This is a genomic window from Polaribacter marinus (genome assembly GCF_022662535.1).
Taxonomy (GTDB): domain Bacteria; phylum Bacteroidota; class Bacteroidia; order Flavobacteriales; family Flavobacteriaceae; genus Polaribacter; species Polaribacter marinus.
The window spans coordinates 13612-34623 of sequence record NZ_JAKQYM010000015.1 but is presented as its reverse complement, the minus strand read 5'-3'; the positions used below and the strand labels follow the sequence as shown (position 1 = coordinate 34623).

Annotated in this window: 26 protein-coding genes; 15 read left to right on the top strand and 11 right to left on the bottom strand. The window is 31.1% G+C overall.

Annotated elements, in window-relative coordinates; genetic code table 11:
- The first annotated feature begins 140 nt into the window (after positions 1-140).
- Genes MC378_RS14275 through MC378_RS14265 form a run of 3 tightly spaced genes read left to right on the top strand, consistent with a single transcriptional unit; the run spans position 141 to position 1377 of the window.
- The gene (locus MC378_RS14275) at positions 141-491 is read left to right on the top strand and encodes a hypothetical protein (RefSeq protein ID WP_027127224.1); all 351 of its coding nucleotides are present in this window, start codon (positions 141-143) and stop codon (positions 489-491) included.
- A 40-nt stretch (positions 492-531) separates the two neighbouring features.
- Positions 532-876: a hypothetical protein gene (locus MC378_RS14270; RefSeq protein ID WP_111709756.1), complete on the top strand. Its 345-nt coding sequence runs from the start codon at positions 532-534 to the stop codon at positions 874-876.
- 30 nt (positions 877-906) lie between these two features.
- Positions 907-1377 carry a helix-turn-helix domain-containing protein gene (locus MC378_RS14265; RefSeq protein WP_242179450.1) on the top strand — a complete coding sequence of 157 codons (471 nt, stop codon included), beginning with the start codon at positions 907-909 and terminating at the stop codon, positions 1375-1377.
- 2 nt (positions 1378-1379) lie between these two features.
- Here the strand turns inward: MC378_RS14265 and MC378_RS15420 are convergent, their stop codons facing one another.
- From MC378_RS15420 to MC378_RS14250, 3 genes are all read right to left on the bottom strand, one after another.
- On the bottom strand, positions 1380-4454 hold the full coding sequence (locus MC378_RS15420) for a type IV secretory system conjugative DNA transfer family protein (RefSeq protein WP_242179449.1): 3075 nt from the start codon (positions 4452-4454) through the stop codon (positions 1380-1382).
- A gap of 3 nt (positions 4455-4457) precedes the next feature.
- On the bottom strand, positions 4458-5042 hold the full coding sequence (locus MC378_RS14255; protein ID WP_242179448.1) for a hypothetical protein: 585 nt from the start codon (positions 5040-5042) through the stop codon (positions 4458-4460).
- A 144-nt stretch (positions 5043-5186) separates the two neighbouring features.
- The gene (locus MC378_RS14250; protein ID WP_242179447.1) at positions 5187-5582 is read right to left on the bottom strand and encodes a LytTR family transcriptional regulator DNA-binding domain-containing protein; all 396 of its coding nucleotides are present in this window, start codon (positions 5580-5582) and stop codon (positions 5187-5189) included.
- 273 nt (positions 5583-5855) lie between these two features.
- On the opposite strand from MC378_RS14250, the gene MC378_RS14245 reads away from it, so the two are divergent.
- The 6 genes from MC378_RS14245 to MC378_RS14220 are packed head-to-tail and all read left to right on the top strand — an operon-like array spanning position 5856 to position 12114.
- Complete coding sequence (locus MC378_RS14245) at positions 5856-6734, top strand: IS982 family transposase (protein ID WP_242179446.1); 879 nt, start codon at positions 5856-5858, stop codon at positions 6732-6734.
- A gap of 40 nt (positions 6735-6774) precedes the next feature.
- Positions 6775-7560, top strand: coding sequence for a hypothetical protein (locus MC378_RS14240; RefSeq protein ID WP_242179445.1), 786 nt, complete (start codon positions 6775-6777; stop codon positions 7558-7560).
- Between the two features lie 3 nt (positions 7561-7563).
- Positions 7564-8445 (top strand): M14 family metallopeptidase, encoded by an 882-nt coding sequence (locus MC378_RS14235; RefSeq protein ID WP_242179444.1) that lies wholly within the window; start codon positions 7564-7566, stop codon positions 8443-8445.
- Positions 8446-8455: 10 nt separating this feature from the next.
- Entirely contained in the window at positions 8456-9367 is a 912-nt protein-coding gene (locus tag MC378_RS14230) for an NAD(P)-dependent oxidoreductase (RefSeq protein ID WP_242179443.1), read from the top strand.
- Positions 9364-10392, top strand: a complete 1029-nt coding sequence (locus tag MC378_RS14225) for a hypothetical protein (RefSeq protein ID WP_242179442.1) — start codon at positions 9364-9366, stop codon at positions 10390-10392. Before MC378_RS14230 ends, MC378_RS14225 begins: the two co-directional genes overlap by 4 nt.
- Before the next feature lie 9 nt (positions 10393-10401).
- Positions 10402-12114: a B12-binding domain-containing radical SAM protein gene (locus MC378_RS14220; protein WP_242179441.1), complete on the top strand. Its 1713-nt coding sequence runs from the start codon at positions 10402-10404 to the stop codon at positions 12112-12114.
- Positions 12115-12409: 295 nt separating this feature from the next.
- Here MC378_RS14220 and MC378_RS14215 read toward each other — a convergent pair whose 3' ends face one another.
- From MC378_RS14215 to MC378_RS14180, 8 genes are all read right to left on the bottom strand, one after another.
- Positions 12410-12850 carry a hypothetical protein gene (locus MC378_RS14215; RefSeq protein WP_242179440.1) on the bottom strand — a complete coding sequence of 147 codons (441 nt, stop codon included), beginning with the start codon at positions 12848-12850 and terminating at the stop codon, positions 12410-12412.
- Positions 12850-13350, bottom strand: coding sequence for a hypothetical protein (locus tag MC378_RS14210; protein ID WP_242179439.1), 501 nt, complete (start codon positions 13348-13350; stop codon positions 12850-12852). Before MC378_RS14210 ends, MC378_RS14215 begins: the two co-directional genes overlap by 1 nt.
- A 30-nt stretch (positions 13351-13380) precedes the next feature.
- Entirely contained in the window at positions 13381-13977 is a 597-nt protein-coding gene (locus tag MC378_RS14205; protein ID WP_242179438.1) for a hypothetical protein, read from the bottom strand.
- The gene (locus MC378_RS14200) at positions 13967-14188 is read right to left on the bottom strand and encodes a hypothetical protein (protein ID WP_242179437.1); all 222 of its coding nucleotides are present in this window, start codon (positions 14186-14188) and stop codon (positions 13967-13969) included. The genes MC378_RS14205 and MC378_RS14200 overlap by 11 nt, the downstream gene beginning before the upstream one ends.
- 28 nt (positions 14189-14216) lie before the next feature.
- Positions 14217-15005, bottom strand: coding sequence for a DNA adenine methylase (locus MC378_RS14195; protein ID WP_242179436.1), 789 nt, complete (start codon positions 15003-15005; stop codon positions 14217-14219).
- A gap of 26 nt (positions 15006-15031) precedes the next feature.
- A complete protein-coding gene (locus MC378_RS14190; protein ID WP_242179435.1) occupies positions 15032-15496 on the bottom strand; it encodes a JAB domain-containing protein in 465 nt (154 codons plus the stop codon).
- A gap of 63 nt (positions 15497-15559) precedes the next feature.
- Complete coding sequence (locus MC378_RS14185; protein WP_242179434.1) at positions 15560-16747, bottom strand: type IV secretory system conjugative DNA transfer family protein; 1188 nt, start codon at positions 16745-16747, stop codon at positions 15560-15562.
- Positions 16748-16814: 67 nt separating this feature from the next.
- A complete protein-coding gene (locus MC378_RS14180; protein ID WP_242179433.1) occupies positions 16815-17225 on the bottom strand; it encodes a hypothetical protein in 411 nt (136 codons plus the stop codon).
- 94 nt (positions 17226-17319) lie between these two features.
- Between MC378_RS14180 and MC378_RS14175 the strand changes: the two genes are divergently transcribed.
- The 6 genes from MC378_RS14175 (at position 17320) to MC378_RS14150 (ending at position 20976) form a co-directional block, all read left to right on the top strand.
- A complete protein-coding gene (locus tag MC378_RS14175; protein WP_242179432.1) occupies positions 17320-17478 on the top strand; it encodes a hypothetical protein in 159 nt (52 codons plus the stop codon).
- Positions 17479-17543: 65 nt separating this feature from the next.
- Positions 17544-19169 carry a recombinase family protein gene (locus MC378_RS14170; RefSeq protein WP_242179431.1) on the top strand — a complete coding sequence of 542 codons (1626 nt, stop codon included), beginning with the start codon at positions 17544-17546 and terminating at the stop codon, positions 19167-19169.
- Positions 19135-19635 carry a replication protein gene (locus MC378_RS14165; protein ID WP_242179430.1) on the top strand — a complete coding sequence of 167 codons (501 nt, stop codon included), beginning with the start codon at positions 19135-19137 and terminating at the stop codon, positions 19633-19635. Before MC378_RS14170 ends, MC378_RS14165 begins: the two co-directional genes overlap by 35 nt.
- Before the next feature lie 115 nt (positions 19636-19750).
- Positions 19751-19948, top strand: coding sequence for a hypothetical protein (locus tag MC378_RS14160; RefSeq protein ID WP_242179429.1), 198 nt, complete (start codon positions 19751-19753; stop codon positions 19946-19948).
- A 190-nt stretch (positions 19949-20138) separates the two neighbouring features.
- A complete protein-coding gene (locus MC378_RS14155; protein WP_242179428.1) occupies positions 20139-20483 on the top strand; it encodes a helix-turn-helix transcriptional regulator in 345 nt (114 codons plus the stop codon).
- Positions 20467-20976 carry a hypothetical protein gene (locus MC378_RS14150; RefSeq protein ID WP_242179427.1) on the top strand — a complete coding sequence of 170 codons (510 nt, stop codon included), beginning with the start codon at positions 20467-20469 and terminating at the stop codon, positions 20974-20976. Before MC378_RS14155 ends, MC378_RS14150 begins: the two co-directional genes overlap by 17 nt.
- Positions 20977-21012: the final 36 nt, after the last annotated feature.

The window sequence follows — 21012 nt, the reverse complement described above, 5'->3', positions numbered from 1 at the left end:
TGTTACTTTTTTGTAAACTTCTATTTTCCTGCGGAAAATAGCCGTTCACGTAAAACGCAACTTTCAATAACACAAACTCGTTGTAAACAATGCCGAAAAGCAGTACGCATTTGAAAAATCATAGATAGAAAATCGGAATTATGGAAATATCAGAGAGCGAAAAAAAAGAACTTGACAAATTGAAAATTGGAAAATTAGTTAAGAATACAATATCTATAATTTTGGAAAAGGATTTAATTTCTGAAAATGAAATTCAAAATTTACTGAAAAAAGATTACTCTAAATTTACTTTTAACGTAATCTTCCCTATTCTAAAAAAAGTGGACAAAAAAATATCTCTGAAAGAAAACGGATTAATAAATGGAAATCCGAGATATTATGCAAAACCGATTGAAAACCGAGAAACTGAATATCTTCTGACAAATGAATGGAAAGAATATAATAGAGAGGATTTTATGAATTGGTTAAAAAGAAAAGTATCTGATTTATAAGCACAATTGTAAACAATGCTGAAAAACCACTCTTGCGGAAATGAATATTGATGAATTGACAAAAAATATCAGAAAAATATCATCTGAAAAAAATGTTCAAGAATTAGCGGAATTTATCCAAAAATGGAAAACTAACGAACAAAATGCTCTTGAATTAAAAGAAAATGTTGAACGGTATCTTGGAAATGCGTGGATTGACAAAAAAGCGGATTTTGAAAAAGTTTACGGAATATGGTCGGAATTTAGAGACTCTGCAATTAACGGAATTGGAGGAATGACAATGAACGAAAGACTTTATTTATTCGGACTTTTTGATTTATATGAAAAAGCAACAAATAATGCGAAAAAAGAAAAATTTTACACGAAATTAATGGCGGAAAAATAAAAGCACAGTTTACAACACCGTGTATACTCAATGATACCCATTTGCAGTTTTCGTCTGAAACCTGTAAAACGCAAAAAAACAGAGGACAAACCATTTAATCACTCCATTGGTGAGTACATTGCAAAAGAAAGAATACAACGAAAAATAACCCAAGTTGAACTGTCAAAATACTTCGGAGTTAAAGTGGATGCCCTTTCAAGTTGGGAAACAAATAGAAGACCTATTCACCCAAAACGACTTAAAAAGGCTTTAGAATTCATTGGGTATGTTCCAGATAAAATATCAAAAATTGATTTTATTGGAACACAATGTAAAGTATGGCGTTTGCAAAATAAGGTTAGCTTAGATATGTTTTGCGGAATGGTTAAAGTTTCTAAAGACAACATTATAAAACTTGAGACGGCACGATATTGTAAAATATCAGACATGCAAACTACTACTCTACACACTTTTATACGACACCCAGCGTCGTATTATCTAAAAGAATTCGAATATGTATAAAACTACTTCCCTTTTCGCAAGGCTTTCATAATGATATTAGTAATAGATGATTGTTTGCTCGTATCATTATCCGTTTTGTAATCAACTTTTACACGGTATCCTCTAACACGTTTTATTTTCGTTTTTGGTTGCTGCAATGCATCAAGATATAATGGCAATTCTTCTGATGAGAAAAAGTGAATTTTTGAATGCTGTTTCTTAGATATAACTTTTAAAGTTTGTTCTTGAATATTTTTAAGATGCTTGTCATTTTCTGAAATCATATATACTAGTGAATATTCATCATCGATGCATTTTTGAATATTCTGCACCTCGTAATCTACTCTATTTGTAACAGATATTTCAATCGCAATACGAATATCATCTTTTATCAAAGCCACATCAACCTTACCTCCAATTTGAGTTGATTCTTCAAGAGTAGCCTTAAAGCCTCGTTGCTGTGCCATAGAACGCACATAATACTGAAGTGAACGGTGCTTACGTACAACTTCCTGTTCTTCTGCTTGCTCTAGATACTTTGAAGTACGTCTCTCTAGGTCACTATCCATTTCAGAACTCACATTATTTACTAAAGATATTTCTTTAGTTTGGACAACATCTTTAACTTCATCAACATTTTTGATTAGAGTTGGAGTTACAACTTTAGTTACTTCTTCTTGCTTTTTGAGTACTGTTTTTTCTTTAGCTTCCTTCTTTAAATGCCTTTGCTTTGGTAATAATGAGAGTAAAAGTTCATCAAGTTCTGTTTTCGTTTTTGAATAGAGATTATGAGTGTTTCTAATGATAAGGTTTCGATTTACTTCTGCATCTATTTCAGTTTTTGATAATGGAAAGGTTGAAATATTAAAATCATTTTGAGAAGAACCAGCGCGCACTATTGCTTCTCCAGTTCCCAAGCTTTGCAAGTCTGATTGTTCAAAATATGAAAAACCAGATTCTAATCGTTTTGCATCTGCATCTCCTAGTCTAAAACAAATTCGTGTATATGGATTTGAGATAACAGAGTTAAGAATTTTAGTATCATCAATTTGTCCGAGTTCTTGATGTGCCAATATCAAGCCTAATCCATATTTCCTAGCACCAGAAAGTATTCTTGTAATACTTGGTGTTATGAAATTTTGGAATTCATCTAAATATATAAAATATGGATAGCGTTCTGATTTTGAGAGAGATTGTCTTCCTTGTGCTACTTGGTTAAATTTAGAGAGAAATATTGAGCCAAGCAAAAAACTATTTTCTTCTCCAATCAATCCTTGCGAAAGTTTAATTAAGACAATCTTTTTTTCTTCTATACATTGCTTGAAATCAACTCCTCCAGTTTGAGATAACATATATCTAATAACTTTGGGTCGGAGGAAGGTATCTATTCTTGTAAGGAGTGGGGCAATTCTTTTTTGAACCATTGCGTATTCATTATTCCAATAATAATGAATAGATGGGTCTTCAACAGTTGTTAAAAATTCTTTTCTAAAGGCATCTTCAAGAAGGAATCTTTTTAATTCAATTAATGTTCCGTCTCTGCTACTTTCCAAAAAAGTATTGATGGCATTAGAAAGAACAGCACTCATATTATCCCCCCACGCAGTTGCGTGACGTTTAAATGATGAAACTAAATCTGAACTTAAAACAATTTTTTCAGCATCGGTTGTTGCACCGAGTAAATTAAATCCAATAGAATATTTTTCATCAGATGGGTCTATGATAATAACATCTTCTTTTCTATGTTCTGGGATACGCAATAAAATATCTTCAATGATGTCGCCATGTGGGTCAAACAAGGCACAACCATTTCCAGTATTCATATCCTCAATCATCATATTGGCAATTAAGGTACTTTTACCAACACCTGTAGCTCCAATAATATGCGTATGACGAAGCCTCATTTCGTCATCTAACATTACCTTTGTTTCTATTCCATTATGTTCATTTATACCAAGTAGATATTTTTGTTGAATGAATGCTTTTGGAACTTGTTTGGTATTATCTCCTTGTATTCCTAATTTTTGAGAAACGACCGTTTTATTTGGATAATGTACAAAGATGTTTAACTCTTTAGAATTTAAGACAAACCCTAAACGATTACTTAATCTATTATTAAGGTTATAGAAATGAAAATCATAATTGTATCCTTCATTAGAAAGCGGGATTAACTTGTTGTATTCTGAACTGGAAACTGCTGAAACACTTCGTGCCAATTCTTGTGCTAAATACTGACTTCTCGAATTTGTATTTCCCTGTGTTGCAATTCGCATCACAACTGAAAATAAAGGGTTGGCAATTTTGGTTTTTGCACAGATTGGCATTTCGGGTGCATCTGCAAAAAAAGAACCACCTGTGCCATCAGAAACAGAATACGTAATGTCTTTTGCAAGTGGAGAGGAGATACCTTTAAATAATATCTGAAAAACAACAGTATCATCATTGTGTAATGATTCCATTGTCGCAATAACAGAAGTTAAAGGATCTATGCTAAAGGAATCCGCAATAGTGATGGGGCGCATGTATTCATCATGTAAACCAAAATCTGCAATAGCAACATCGATTTTAGGAGAAAAACCAAAATTAGTAATTTCAGTTTTCCTAATAATTGCCGCAGGAAAGTATGCAGAAAGATGAGATTGCACTCGACTTACATCCAAATCACTACAGATTATTTGAATGTGTATTTCTTCCGAACTACCCACTATTTCAAACGAAAGGAGATGCTCGGTAAACGAAAGCATATTTAAAAACTCAACATTTCTACTTGGGAGAATTTCTATTCCTTTTGCAAAGGTTATAGTTAAGCTAACAAGGTTTGGTTGAGTGCCAAACTCTAATAGCAGTGGTTTTACTTCATCAATTTCTTGCTGAGGTTCTTCTTCTAGTTTTGGTGGAGAAAGTAAATTACTGATACTTTTAAAAAGTGATGGCGCACGACCATCATCTATAATTCGTGTATCTACAGAAGTAGTATGATAGAAAGGAATATATGGAACTTCTATATCAACAGGAGTATCGAAGTGGTAATACCCACGATGACGATACTCCCATTGGTAGAAGTTAAGTGTTGCTTGTTCGCTAATCGTTAAATTCACGTATTAACGCTTAAAAATATCGTTTAAAACAGGCTTCTTATCTGCTTCAGATAAAGCACGTACGCCTTTGTCTTTGGTAATGTCTTCTATTACTTTTACTACAGAAGCCTGTGCGTATGTCATAAACATTGAAGCCGAGTCTACTGTGTAATATGTAACAGGGTATAATTTCTTGGCAATCCAACCTCCAATAAAAGGTATTTTACTGATGATAATTTTCCAAAACGAATTGGTGTACAACAGCCACCAAGAAATAAAAAAACCATCGCCAAATTTTGCACCACAGATATCATATTGATAACCTTTCCACGTTGCTCTTAGATAAATACGTGAATGAGACATGACACCTCCTTCGTTTATATGTACTTGTCTAATTCTAATATTACTAACACCATGAGATTCTAATTCTGTTTTTAAACGTCCATAGAACTCCTTGGGCGAATAATCAAAATTATCAATTAAAGTATTCCAGTTAGAATGGTGGTCTTTTAAAGACTCTGAAAAAAGTTGTTTGAGAAATATGAATATAATAATTCCCCAGACACAATACACTCCGTATTGTAAAAAATAATAGATTACATCGTTCATAATTATTGTTTTTAATGATTAAAAACAATAAAAGTAATTCCGATTGAAGCAAATATATATCCCTTTGGGATATGTGGTCGTTTACGTGTGCTAAGGTGTTTCGAGACTGTGCTAAAACAAAAAAACCGCCTCGTGGCGGTTTTGCTATAGAACAAATGATTCGAATCTTTCTATAATACTCTGTTTGTAGCTTCGTGAAATCTTAAACTCTTGGTCTTCAATCCAAATATAGAGCCAGTCACATCTCTTGGTAACATGCGATACATTAATAATGGTATCTTTTGTAATAAAAATAAAATTATCATTTACTTCAACAATTTCTTTTAATGATAATCTTTTGTAATATTCAGTTCCGTCACTCTTAACAAACTTTTTAAAATTTTTCTTAATGTTAAAGCTTGTTACATAAAGAATAGAATAAAGTGGTACTTTGAATATGTTAGCGGTAACTTTTCCGCTTTGCTTATCTATTAAGCAGGTATCTTGCGTTGGTTGTTTGTATAACCAACATTCATCTTTTTTAGACGCTGTTGCTAACATGTAGTTCTTTAGCATTTGGAGCTACCAAATAGTTAAATATTATACATCTTGCTGTTTTTATCATATGCAATATGGTTTAAAGGGTTAATATATAAAGGCAACTTGTTAAGGTTGTTTATTTTTATTTCAAAGAACTTGTATAATATATGTAGGTAAAACAATTGTTTTGTTACAAAGTATTTTATTTCACCTGTTGTGCATTATGATTTAAATAAAGAAAGTTGCTCATCTTACTGAAAATCAGTAAATTATTTTAGCTATAAAACATTTATAATGAACAACTTGATTGCAAATTACGAAAGAATATTGGAAGTATTAAGAAAAATATCGAAAGAACAACTTTTAACTTACCAAAGGCGTACACCAAAATTCAGTGATTTAGAATTAGTGGGTTTAAGTCTAACATCTGAATTTATGAGTATTGATAGTTTAATGGATTTATTTAGGCAACTACCAGAAGCTATTTTAGCTAAAATAGAACGTAGCGTTTATAACAAAAGAAGAAGGAATTTAGTAAATCATTTAGATGAAATACGGTTAAAGATAGCTTCAAAATTCAATGAATTTGAAGAATACTTTATTGTTGACAGTATGCCTTTAGAAGTTTGTAAATTATCAAGAAGTTTACGTTCAAAAATATGCAAAGATTATAGCTATTGTTATCCTGACAAAGGATATTGTGCTTCCCAAGGTTTAAGTTATTATGGTTATAAACTACATACTGTTTGTTCTGTAAATGGTGTTTTTCAAAGTGTTGATTTAAGTCCAGCATCAGTACATGATATTCATTATTTAAAGGATATTAAAACTCAAATTAGTAATTGCACTTTGATTGCTGATAAAGGTTATTTGTCTTCAAAAATCCAACTCAATCTTTTTGAAACTTGTAACATAAGATTAAACACACCTATGAGAAAAAATCAAACAAACTTCAAAAAACAACCTTATATCTTTAGAAAGAAAAGAAAGAGAATTGAAACATTATTTTCTCAATTATGTGACCAATTTATGATTAGAAGAAATTATGCTAAATCTTTTAGTGGGTTTAAAACTAGGGTTTTGTGTAAAATAACAGCATTGACAACTATTCAATATATCAACAAATTTATATTTAATAGAAACATAAATAATATTAAAATCAGCATTATTTAAAATGCACAACAGGTTTTATTTCTATTTTTTATATATATTTATGTCTTTAATTATTGTTATGAGCTATTTGTATTTTTTATATAAATTTATTAGAATTGAATTAAGATACTTTCAATTACGCTATCTATCAAAAAAGACAGATCTAGAAGCGAAACTTTTGAAAGAAGGTGTTGTAGTTATTGAAAATTATATTGATAAAAATAAATTGAAATCATTTTATAAAAATATCCCTAGTGAAAATGAAATGCGTTTATCTCCAGAGGGAACCAAAACACGGTTTGTTTCAACTGCAATTAAAATAGATGGATTACGGTCTTTTTTTGAAGATGATTTTATCAGAAAAACTTTTTTAAAAATAATAGGAAAGGATTCATATCAACTAAGATCCACTGTTCAGAAAAGAGATTTTATTGGTCATACAGGAGCGTTTGAACAATTTTTTCATTCAGATACTTGGCAACATAGGTTAAAAGCTTTTTTATATATAACAGATGTTGGACAAGGTAATGCCCCCTTAGTTTATGTGAAAAAGTCTCAAAATTTCAGTTTTTTTCGATTTAAACTTGCAAAAGAACTTTGGAAGTTTAGCTCTACAGGAAGTGATAGTTTTCTACATGATGAAGATTCTCAATTTGCAGGGACATTATTCCCACACCAATCAAATAATTTTATAAGGAATAAAAATCTTCAACAGTTTGAAATTCTAGGAAAAGCAGGTACTCTTGTATTATTTGATGCAAGAGGTTTACATAAATCAAAACCACTTCTTACAGGAGAAAGAATAATCCTCTCAAGTTATTGGATAAAAAAAAATAATCACATTTAATTAATGAAAGAAAAATTTATTGAAATATTTAATGAATCAATAAGGTACTTTGACATTGGCAATGAAGATGCTGAAAACAAGGTTTATTTACAAGGTAATTTACATTCCAATGAGGTAACAGCTTTTTTAGTTTTATTAAAACTAATTAAAATCTTAGAAAAGCATCCTTTAGAAAGTACTTTTATCAGGATAGTTCCTTGTTGTAACCCAACAGGTTTCAAGGGTTTAATCTATGGAGATAGTGGAAGAACATCTTTTCCAAACAGATTAGATTGGAATAGGATTTTTAACATAAAAAAAATAAATACTAAAACTTTAGAATTTAAGCTTGCGGATTCTTTATTAAAATTATCTCAAGACTTTCAAACATTGGTTGATGTCCATACTCCTGAATATGGAATAGAGCATATTTATGTAGAATCTTTGGATAAGAGACTTATAACATTTGATGATTTAATACATATAATATCAGACCTTATAACTGAAGATTCTTTTGAAGATTCAAATAATTTTAACAACCCAAAATGTAAAGCAGTCACTCTTGAGTTACCTAGTTTAGAAATAAACACTAATTCTAAAATTGATTATTGGTCTAAAAGGGTTTTTAATGAGCTAGTAGCTATAGATAAAAATACACCCCTAAGTACCCCGATAAATGTCAATCATGGTTCAATAGTAAATTTATACTCATCAATTGATGGTGCTTACAAAGTATTTAGTGAAGTATCAGGAGAATTTAAAAAAAATGATGTAATTCTCTCAATTTATGATATTGAAGGGAATATAGAGTTAATAAAAGCTCCTTTCAATTGCAGGTGTATTTGTTTTAGAAAAAATTTAATTGCAATAAAAGGGTCTTGGGTTGTAAGAATATTAAAAGTATAATGATAATAATATGAAAGTTAAAGTAGCAATAAAAAGTCTTGAACAAAATATATATTTTAAGAACAAAAGTGATAACATATTTGAAGAAGTTGTTTATGTTGAAAATAGACCAAGTGAGGAAGAAATGCCAGATTTTTTATCTAATACTGACGTAGTTATTATTGGAGCACGGGAAAAAATTTCAAAAATTGTTCTTGAAAAAAGTAAATCATTACCTAAAATAATAGGTACCTTATCGGTTGGTTTAGACCATATTGATATTGAAGAAATAGAAAAACGAGGTATAAAAGTTATTAATGCACCAACAGCAAATGTGTTATCTGTTGCTGAACATGTTATAGGTTTTGCTTTAGCGCTCTCAAAAAACCTAAAACTATCACATCAAGCTGTAATAAATGATGAAGGACGGGCTGGAGTTATAAAAAAACCTTTTGAACTTTTTAACAAGACTATTGGAATTGTTGGTCTAGGTAAAATAGGTTCTAAAGTTGCAGAGTTTGCTAAATGCTTTGGTATGAATGTTATCTCTACGACTCAATCTAAAACAACTGGTAGTGATGGGGAAATTAATTTTGTTGAACTCAAAAAGCTCTTTACTGACTCTGATATTATTAGCATTAATGTACCTCTAAACAATGAAACTGCTAACTTCATTAATAAAGAATTATTGGAATATTCTAAACCTAATTTGAATTTAATTAATACAAGCAGGTCAGAGGTTGTTAATCATAAAGATATATTACAATTACTAGTTGATAATAAGATTTCGGGTTATGCAGAAGATTCAGACCATGTTTTAAAAGAATTAGCACAGCATCCAAATGTGATATGTTCTCCACATTTAGCAGGGCTAACTAACGAAGCTAGTGATCGTTTAGATAATGAATTAATTGATAATATAGAAAAATATTTTAATAAATGAATAGACTACAAGATTCTATAAATTCAGTTAGTGATACAATTTCTAAGGTAGCGTCTAATAAAGTTAACGTACCTATTGAGACAGATACTAGTCAATTTGATTTAATATTTTGGATTTCAGTATTAGGAGGTTTCTTTTCCTTAGCTGGTGCAATTATTTCACTTTATACTTTTGCTAAAGTGAAATCTATTGAAAAAGCTAAATCAGAAGAGAGAGAAGTACTTACAGGGGCACTAAATCTGAAAGATTTAGCTGGAAAACTAAGAATTACTGAATCATATATTCGAAATGAAGGTCAAGTAAACGTTGATCAAGTACAAAATTCATTAACTAAGTTAAATGCGGAGTTAACAACAGCAATGCGAATTCTTCTCCCTGAAGCTAAAGATGAAGGTATCTTAGAAAATGCAAAAATAATAGCCGAGAATTATTGGACTAATCAATTTGCTTTAGACGCAATCAATAAGGTGCAGTCTGAGTTCACTGTTTTAGCTTGGCGTGTTACTAGAGTTGGTAAAGAAGAACTTTTACAAAAGTATATAAATAAACTTCATAAGAACCCTAGTTTAAAGATAAAAATACTTTTCATATCTCCTGATGCACCAGGTCATGTATATGTTTCTTTAGAAAAAATGTTAACAACTAACGACGCTAAGACGATTAGAAAACAACAAATATTCAATAAGGAGTTAATTATCAGCACGCTAAGAAGCTATGTTAGTGAAAAAAAATATAACACTAATTTACTTGACCGTATTGAATTATACGAGATGGATGAATTTCCATATTTACATGCAGTAGTAGTTGATGAAAAAGTATATTATGGGATTAATTTTTATATGTCACCAAGGCTTGGGGCTACTGAACTTCTAGACAGATCGTGTATTGAAGCTCCTATTTCTTCTCCTTTCGGTGAAAAAGTTATTGAACAAATAAAAATTGTCCAAAAGCTTTCAAGGAGAATTCCCTTAAATCCAATTAATAGCTTAGAAGATACTAAGGAAACTCCAAAAATCAATACCTAGATATATTTTATGAAATTAGATTTAATATTTGCTCCTCAACATGACCCAGGATTCCCTCATAGTGCTCTTCCTCACCTAAAGGGTTTTCTTATGAGAGAATTACCTGAAATTGAAGTGAAGTGCCATGATTTAAATCACTTATTTTATAAATCAGTTATTGGTTCTGATTACAATTTAGTTTTAAATGATTTTAGGCATAATGTTGACAAATCAAACTCTATTGAGGAATGCATAAGTAACGTTTTGGATTTTGAGAAATTCACACAAAGTAAATTTGATTTATGGTCACTTAAACATGATGGCTTTAGATTAACATTAAGGTCTTTAGACGCCCCTCATTCCCGAACAAAAATTGAGGAAATAATAAAGTTTTCAGAAAATGTGACACCATTTGATAGTCTTTTTGGAAAATACTTACAAGAATCTGACGCTGATGTATTTGGTATAAATTTATCTGTTGAAGATCAAATTTTGCCTTCATTCAGATTAGTTTTTTTAATACGTGAATTAAAACCTAAAGCAAAAATTATTTGGGGAGGCGCTTTATTATCACGTGTGTTCCCGGTTTTTGGGAATTCGCTTAAACATTATTTTGATTTTATTATTATTAGAGAGGGAGAAATGCCATTGGCTTCACTATTAAAATATCTTTTAGGTAAAAACAAATTTCCAAAAAATGATGATAAAATTAAAGCGGCTGAAGACATTAAGAATTGTTCTGTAGTTAGAGATTTTGAAAAAGACACAACTCAAGTTACAGACATATCTATAACTGGAGGGCAAATATTTGAGGATTATGATGTTGATAATTACTGGAACCTTACAAAAATGTTACCACTTTTATCTAGTCGAAAATGTTATTGGGGAAAATGTAAATTTTGTACAATACATGAAAGTTGGGATCCAAAAAAAAGAATTTTAGATTACAAAGTTGTTTTAAGAGAAATATCAAATTTAGTTAATGAATATTCTATAAGAGATTTTCGATTTGTAGATGAAGCTAGTCCACCAAATTTGTTAAAAGATTTATCAAAAGGAATTTTAGAAGCACGATTAGATATTAATTTTGAAATTTATGGCATAGCAGAAAAAAGGTTTCTTAATCAATCATTCGTTTCCCAATTAGGTTTGTCAGGGTGTGTTCAATCATATTTTGGTCTTGAATCAATAGATAAGGATTTAATCAAACAAATGGGAAAAAAAATCAATCAATCAGATTCAATAAGTCAAATTTTTAAAAACTGCGCTGAATCTGGAATACACGTTTATTCCTATGCTTTATTTGGTTATCCTGGAGCTACTGAAAAAGCTAATAAGGCTACTACTAAATTTATCATTAACGAATTAAACCTTCACACGGCTACAATAGGTTCTTTTGTACCTGTAATAGGTTCTCCATTTGCTCTTGAAAATAAAAATAGTTTAGTTCACGAAAATGGTTTCACAGAGGATTTTTCAGTCTTTATTGATGAAAATCAAATGAGTTACTCTGGAAGAGAATTAGGTAACAAGGAGGCAAAAAAAGCTTTAAGAGAGGTTTTGGAATCTAGACCTGACCTTGCCTTAACCACACTTTTTAACGATGAAAGCAGATATTATCTTTCAAAAAAATTTGGTGCAAATTTTGCTCAAAAAGTAGATGTTTCAAAATTAAACACTCTGAGAGGAGAACATTCTATTATTGATTTTGCTATAAGACAGAGAATAGATAGAGGGCATTAGAATTTAGCCAAAAATGACTTTCTTTTGGGTTTTTATTACAAAAGTGTTTAGAACTAAAGTTTTCTAATATTATGATTAAGTTATTGTGAATAAGGTGATTAGTAATAAACTAAGCCTAATTATAATTTAACTTACAAAGTACCTCTCTTTTAAGTTGGTTAAAATATTGAATTAATTAATGAGAATATTATTAAAAAGCTACTCTAAATGTAGACAGAACTTATCAATGGTCTATTTGATTTACTGATTTAGATGAAATTAAAAAAACACTCAATAACTGAGTGTTCTAATATCTTCAATTTTCATTTAGCCAAATCTTAAAAGATTTGCTAAATCCACACCAACGATGATTTTTATCATATCCACGTTCTGCTAATACAAAACGAATCAGCTTTTCAATAGGTATTTTACTATGAAGAACAAATCGTAAAATTTCTCCATCCATAGTAGCAAACTGACCAAATAATTTTTCTAAATGAGTTAACGGCTCTCTATCCATTCGTATATGACGTATATTATCATAAGTCATTTTAGAATAATCTTTGGGCAAAATATCTAAAAAAGACATTTCCATTTCTTTAGCAGTAGCTTCCTCAACCACAGCAAAATTATTATTCGGTCCATTAATGATTCCAAAATTAATGTTTGCAATTCGGTATTTAAAGTTGAGCCACAAGCAATGATGAATCGCTTTTTCTTGTGAAGAAAAAATATCTAAATAAAAGTTGTTTTTCATTACTTTTTAGGGTTTGGTTCTTTATGCAATACTCGTCCATTTAAAGATATAATATCAGTACGTGATGACTTTGGGTCTGTTCCTTTTTTACGCAATAAACGTTGCGTATTAAACAATGAACGACATTTGATATTGAACTCGGTATAATTAACCGCATCATCTTTGTTTTTCAAAGATTTTACATACGCATCATAAAGTTCAGCATTGGTAAGCTGATTATCTTTTGCCTTTACAATAATATCGTATGTAGCAGAAGCTATGGTATTTAAACCACGTTCTGTTTCAGAGAAACTAAAACCCAATTCTTCAAGCTCTTTTTTCTTGCTGTCATCTGCATATTTTAGCAGTACTGATACATCTCTGCGGTAATCTTTTAATCGATTTACAATCGTTTGTTTTTCCACTTTTGCTTCTTCAATTTTTGCCTCTAGGACATTAAGAAGCATTTGGTCTTCTTTGATGTTTCCAATTAAAACATCAACAATAGTTACATTACTCATAATTTCTCATTTTTAAATTAATATTTAGTTTTAGGATATTTTCCAAAGCGTGTGAATCACAAAATCAGATGCACCTTGTTTGGTCTCATTACAGATACGTTCCACCTCTTGTTCTGCTTCTTCCTTTGAATCAAAAAAGAATGAAGGTTGTGTTGTTACTGCATATTTGTCTTCATCTTTCACATCAGAAGTAAAGATGGCAAAGACACGTTGTGTCTTTCCTCGTTTGAATAAGATTGAATAGTAATTGCTGACATCATAGTCATCCCATTGTTCAACTGGCTTATGTCTCAAATAATGGACGTTAAGTTGTATCTCATCAAAGAAGTTATTTACTTCTTCTTGGGACAATGTTGGCACTGCACTTATATTACTTTTCCATTGTTCAATAACAAAAGAAAGTACATTTGCATCATCACCAATCAGCTCTAACAATTCTGTATCTGTTTTTTCAGTCAGCATACTTTTGTTATAGTTGGTAAAGAGCCATAGGACAATTTCAATCAATTTTTTTCTTGAAAAAAGATTCAAAAATTCAGAACTGATGTTATTTTCATCAAAGCTTTCTATATTAGCCATAAAGCCTTCAAGAAAATATAAGATTTGTTTACGTTCTTTAATCGTCATGGCTTTCATCTTTAGGTTCACAATGGTTTTCAATCGTTGCAAGTAGATAATTATAGTCACCACTTTTTGCATCGGTTAGTACTGCTTCAATTTCTTTTTGAGACCAGCCTTCTTTTTTGGCTTGTCTTCGAAATACGCCCATAATCATAAAGGCATTTCCGTTCACACCAATCAAATTCAGATTGACGGTTTTTTCAATTACTTTTTTCATGTGTATTAAATTTTAAGATTAATTATTTTTAGATAGGATAATTAGCTGTGAGAACTTCAACTTTTGTTTTCCTTTTTTTGCCAGTAATTCCTTTTGATGCGGAAAGTGGTTTGGAAGTCATTTTTGTGTACCAACCCTTTTTTTTAGTGTACTTGGTCAGTATTTTTGAAGGGTACGAACTCAAGAGAAACTTCCCTTGCACATTCGATAAAACCTCTAGCAATTTTTTGTAATCTGACTTTGTATAACCTTCATAATGCCCTTGGTGGGTATCTATGTATGGTGGGTCTACATAATGAAAAGCATCTATAGAATCTCGACTTTGAATTACTTTCAATGCATCGTTATTCTCAACTTGTACGTTTTCCAATCGTTTGTACATGTCAGTATTAAAAATCAGTTTCTTATTCCGAAAAGCTTTCACTCGTTTTCCATATTTGTCATACCCCCATGACCCAATCTGGCAACTAAATCCCATATTCGTGGCAACATAGAATGCCCACGCTTGTTGTAACTTGTTAAACAAATGTGGCATTCGGTAAATTGTCCACGCAACGGTATAAGTTCTACGAGAAAATAACGTAGCTTCAATTTTGGCTTTTAAATTTTCAAAATCAGTCTGTACAACTTCATAGAAATTAATCACCATTGTATTCACGTCATTAATGGTTTCAGCTTCCACTTTTTCTTTAGCAAAGAATATTGCACCACCACCAAAAAAGGCTTCGGTATATATTCTGTGTTTTGGAATTAAAGGAAGAATGGTAGAGATCATATTAATTTTTCCACCGTAATATGATATGGGGGTTTTAGGCATAAAGGGAGTTAATAGGTAATAAATTATTACAACTCGTCTTCTTCTGCCATAGAGACAAAAGATTCAGAAGTGATAATAATATGGTCGAGTAAAGTAATGTCCATCAAGGTTGCTAATCGTTTAATTTTTTTGGTTTCTGAAATATCTCTTTTTGAGAAGTTCAAATTTCCACTTGGGTGATTATGAGCAACGATAATGGCTGATGCATTCGTTAGTAATGCTAATTGAAATATGTACTTTGGATTGGTTAATACCCCTCTTGATGTTCCTTGTGATATTTCTGAAACAGAAAGAACACGATTTGCGTTAGTAAGGAGTATTACCCAAAAGCATTCCCGTAAATCCAATTGCTTGGGATTGATATATTTTCTTAATATTTCATCAGCATCTTTAGCACAAGAAATATGATGCATTTCCTGTTGGTGAGGTCTCTGGTAATGGATTTCAATGTATGAACTACCGAGTAGTTCAATACTTGGTAGTGTTTTCATTGGTTATTAATTTAAAGGTTTATTTGTAGTCATTATGACTGAGTTCAAAAATCAAAAAAGACGTTACGTTGGTAACGTCAGAATATATGAGAATTTACAGGTGCTTGCAGAGAATGGTTTACAAGGCTTTCCATAAATCATGAGCTTTAAATAAATGTCATAATTTTCTAAATTTACAAAGTCAGAGGTTTCAAAAACAGGATGGAATTCTTGTGCCATATATTTTGCATCTGCTTGTCCTAGCCGAAAGCAAATAATCGTTCCAACGTTTCCTAATACTGCATTTTTAATATCAGTATCAAGTTGGAATAAGTATTGATGTGCAAGGGTTAATGATATCTTCCATTTACGGATTTCTGAAAGTAAATTAATGATTGATGAAGTGGTATAGTTCTGAAATTCATCAAGGAATAGATGGAAAGGCTTTCTATATTGCTCTTGGGTATCAATACGAGAAAACCCAGCACCCATAATGGCGTTAAGGAGAAATGAACCAACAATATTTGAAACATCAGAACCAAGTTTTCCTTTACTAATATTTACCACTACAATCTTTCCTTCATCCATACATCTTCGGAGTGATAGTTCTTGTTTGTTTTCAATAAGAAATCTACGAATGGATGGATGAGCTAAAAATGCACCAACCTTATTGAGAATAGGAACAATATCATTTTTGGTATATTTTTTAAATTCAGTTTCCCAAAAACGAATCAAAGATGGATTTTGAATGTTTTTTAAACATTGATTTTGATAATTAGTATCGTGAATGATTCTATGTATATCTGAAATATATGCCTGTGGTTGGTCAAGAAGTGTAAGAATTATATATCGTAAAATATGTTCCAATTTTACTCCCCAAGCACCTTTCCATAATTTTTGAAATGACTCTAAAAGTGATGATGCAACTAATGAACGTTTTTCGACTGATACACGTTTCAAAGGATTATATCGATATACCAACTCTGGGTCAGCTATATCAAGATAGATAATATCTTTTTTTTGGTTTTGAGGAACATTATTGATGATGGTATGAGATAAATCACCATGTACATCAAAGACACATATTCCTCTTTTATTTGTAATATCTTGAAGGATAAGTGAGGTTAATAAATTGGTTTTTCCAGCACCAGTTTTTCCAAGAATATATGTATGGAGTAGTCTATCTTTTTGCAAAATTCCAAAGAGCTTTCCATCAGTTCTAAAGTTGGTGAAAGCAAAATAACTAATGTAGTTTTTGTATGAAGGATTCATACATTGAAGTATGCTCTCCGAAGTTGAATATTAAAGACCCTACTTTTATAACGCCTGTGAACCTATACTACTTCTTTTTTGATAGGCTATTTCCTTCCTTTATTCCTAAAAATCCTTTGTCGAGTTTTGGTTCATTCCAATTGTTCGGATACATAGAGCGACAAAACTTCATAAACTTATTTTTTGCATCAGCGTATTTTGGATTAAATAAGGCTTGTAAATAGGTATATATTCTGTTGTTGACTTCAATATTAAAAGCTTTCATTTCCTCATCACTAATACGTGATAATTCATTCCAAGCAATTTCTCCGAAAGGAGTAACAACTTTTACATCTGAATAGTCGCCTGTTTTTGATTTTGGAAATGTTCCTGCATGGTAGTTTTCAATAACTGTATTGCGAACACAATTCACACTTATAGTAGTCGCAGTTTGCTTAATACTCTTCGTTAAATTTTCTTGGGATATTTCCTGTGACATATTTTTATTATACCAGTTTCACAATATCAAAGTTACTACCTAATGTTTGTAACGTCTTTTTTCAATATTTTTTGAACGTTATGCTTTGTCTGTTATGAATACAAAACATACCCAATTACCATTTATAAGAAAATTATTAGCACATAAATCAGATGAAGAAATCAAAGATGCTGAAGAGCGCTTCTTTGATTTTCTTGATTTAGCAGAACGAATTCATTCTCGAATACAAAGAGATACAGAAACAAAGCCTTGATTATTTAACACACTTATTGTTAAATATAACTATTACTCGTCAAACAAAAACTAACCTAAAAAAATATGAAAAATGTTTATGGATACATTCGTATTTCAGATAAGAAACAAGAAGAAGGAGTATCACTCCAAGAACAAAAGCGTATTCTCAAAGAGTACGCTAAATCAAATAATTTAAAAATTATTCATTTTTACGAAGAAAAGAAAACTGCTGCAAAACGGGGAAGACCTCTTTTTAATGAAATGATGAAAAACTTAATAGAAAAAAAAGCGAATGGTGTCGTCATCCACAAAATAGACAGAGGCTCAAGAAACTTACATGATTGGGCAGATATTGGGGATTTAATAGACAACAATATCTCAGTGTTCTTTGCTCATGAAAATTTAAATTTAAGTGAACGTGGAGGAAGGCTCTCTGCTGATATTCAAGCTGTCATGGCATCTGACTATGTTCGTAACTTGCGACAAGAGGCTATAAAAGGGCTGTATGGGCGTTTAAAACAAGGATTGTACCCTTGGGCTGCACCAATAGGTTATCTCAATAATGGAAAGGGAGAAGTAAAAACAATTTGCCCTATTCAAGGAAAACTCGTTAAGCAACTATTCAAACTTTATACAACTGCTGATTACAATGTGCGAACCCTTTCTGAAGAAATGCAAAAGCGTGGACTTGTAAATACTAAAGGAGGTAGGGTTTGCAAAAATGGAATCACTAAAATACTTAAGAACCCTTTTTACATAGGTATTATGAAAGTTAAAGGGCAAACCTTCGAAGGAAATCATAAACCATTAGTTACAACTCAAATATTCAAGAAAACTCAATTGATTATTAAGGAACGTCAAAATACTAAGGGTCTAAAACACAATTATCTTTTCAGGCGTTTACTTCGCTGTGAAGAATGTAAATATGTTATGAGTGGCGAAAAGCAGAAAGGTACAGTTTATTATCGTTGCCAAACTAAAGGATGCCCAACAAAGAGTATTCGAGAAGACACTATTGAACACTACGTAAAGAATATGCTTAAAACTATTTCATTACGAAAAGAAGAGTTGGAAAGCTTATTTGAGATTATATCCAAACAAAAAGAACATGAATTTGCTATTGAGCAAAAACGATTGCAATCACTAGAGTTTCAAAAAAATAGTTTAGTCTCAAAAGAAAAGAAATTGCTTGATACCTATCTTGAAAACCTTATTGAAAGAGATGAGTTTGAACAGCGTAAATCTGACTTATTGATTAAGATTCATGAACTCGATGAAAATATTAATGAAGTGAAGGCTGGAAATGATGGAATATTGTCTAAAATCAAAGATTTCCTCGAACTTAGTAACGAGCCTTTAAAACTTTACAATTCGGCTGTTTTAGAAGAAAAAAGAGAAATGCTAAAAAACATTACCTCGAACTTAACTGCAAAAGGTAAAGGAGTAGTATTTTCAATGCTTTCTCCGTATTATGAACTCGCTAATCGAGATATTTTATTAAAATGTCCCCATCTTCGGGACACCTCTCGAACTATGACATCACAAATTATCTATACGGATAAGAATACCTCTGGAATCCAACCAAAACCGCTCAACAAAGAACAAACAGAGCAATTTTTCAATATTCTCCTTGGTAATATTTCTACATTAAACGTTCATAACCATACACAAAACAATGCGATATCAAAAGACCACCCAAGTTCCCAATGAAGTATTTGATTTGCATCTAACTGAGCTTACATTTTCAGAATTAAAGATACTGCTCTACATCATTAGACAAACGTATGGTTGGAAATTAAAAAATGGAAAGCGAAAGCAAAGAGATAGAATAACTCATAATATATTCAAACAAAAAACAGGACTCTCAAGAAGAGTAATATCAGACGTGGTACAATCTCTTATTACAAAACATCTTATTACCGTAACCGATTATCAAGGTAATAAATTACATACTCCAGAACAACGTAAAGGAAAGGTAGGCATATATTACGCACCTTGCTTTGTAACCTGTGCAGAAAATAACAAAAAGGTATGCAAACAGAAGCATAAACCTGTGCAGAATAAGGTATATAACAAAACTAATACTACAAAACTAAATGAACAAAAGAGCTTTCAACAAAAAATTAAGATTTCAGATTGGGAACGAATGCAACAGATTCTTGAAACCCGCACCTAATAGGTTGTCGTATTAGTTATTTATGGCTTCTTACTCGTCTTTATTCATAAAGACGGATACTACGCTTTTAAATTGCTTATTATGGCTATATTTGATTAGTTTTAAAAAATAAATTATGAGAGTTGTTTATACCTATGATGTTGAAAATTTAAAAAAGATACAGGAAATAATTAATGGGTATAATCCCAAAGAAATTCCAGTTCTTACTACTCAAATTAATCATATTAGAGAAAATGGTAAAGTAAGATTAAGACTTACTATTAATGGAAATGATAATGATGTACAAAATCTTGTTAATCTCTTACATCAGTAATTCTTTACTAAAAAATACAATTCAACTTTAAATAACCACTTTATTCCCATTCTCTCCACAGAATATTGGGTGACCGCGAAAAAAATTATCCGTATGGATAATTTTTTATGTCTTGGAGCAAACCATAATTCTTTCTACAATTAAAACAGGCGATGGACATCAGTAATGCCATCGCCTGTTTAATATAATAATGAAAAATAATTTGAAATACGTTCGCGAACGAGCAGGCATACCACAGCAAGATATTGCGACCTTACTAGATATGAAACCGCCCAACCTAATCCGCTATGAAAACGGACAACGCAATCCTACTCCAGAAATTATCCTCACGTATCATATCCTCTTCGGAGCAACGCTCAATGATTTGTTCATACCACTCGTCAAAACAGTAAAACGTAATCTCGTGCATCGAAGTCTAGGACTCATTGATTTACTTAATGTAAATCAATCCCCGAAGAGTATTAAAAGAATAGCATATTTAAATGAAGTTGTCAATCTATTAAACCAAGAACATGAATATGAGTCAAGAAATTAAGTCCCACAAATCTGGACTAACAATGGCTCTCTTCCCTAATGCTCTTGGCTTTGGTTTTGCTATTATGAAAGATGCTTTGACAGTTGAAATAGCTCAAACGGTTGCCATTAAACCACGACCAATATCAAACGCAAAAGTTATGAAGAAAATTCGTGAGAAAATTGCCTATTATGAACCTGATACTATTGTTATTGAAGATTATCAGAAATCAAGAAAATCAAAACGCATATCTAAATTACTGAAGGAACTAACTCAATTTTGCAAAGAACGTAATATTAATTTTTATACCTATTCACGAAAAGATATTCGCTTTGTATTTAGTAACTTCAATGCACATACCAAATATGAAATTGCAAAAGCTATTTCTGAAAATATAGATTCTATGAAAGATAGACTTGTTGAAAAAAGAAAATGTTATGAAGGAGAAGCCTATGTAACTGGTTCATTTGATGCTGTTTCTCTTGGTATTACTCATTTCTATATGACAGATTAAAAAACACCGTTTTGGTGTTTTTAATTTTGCTAAATG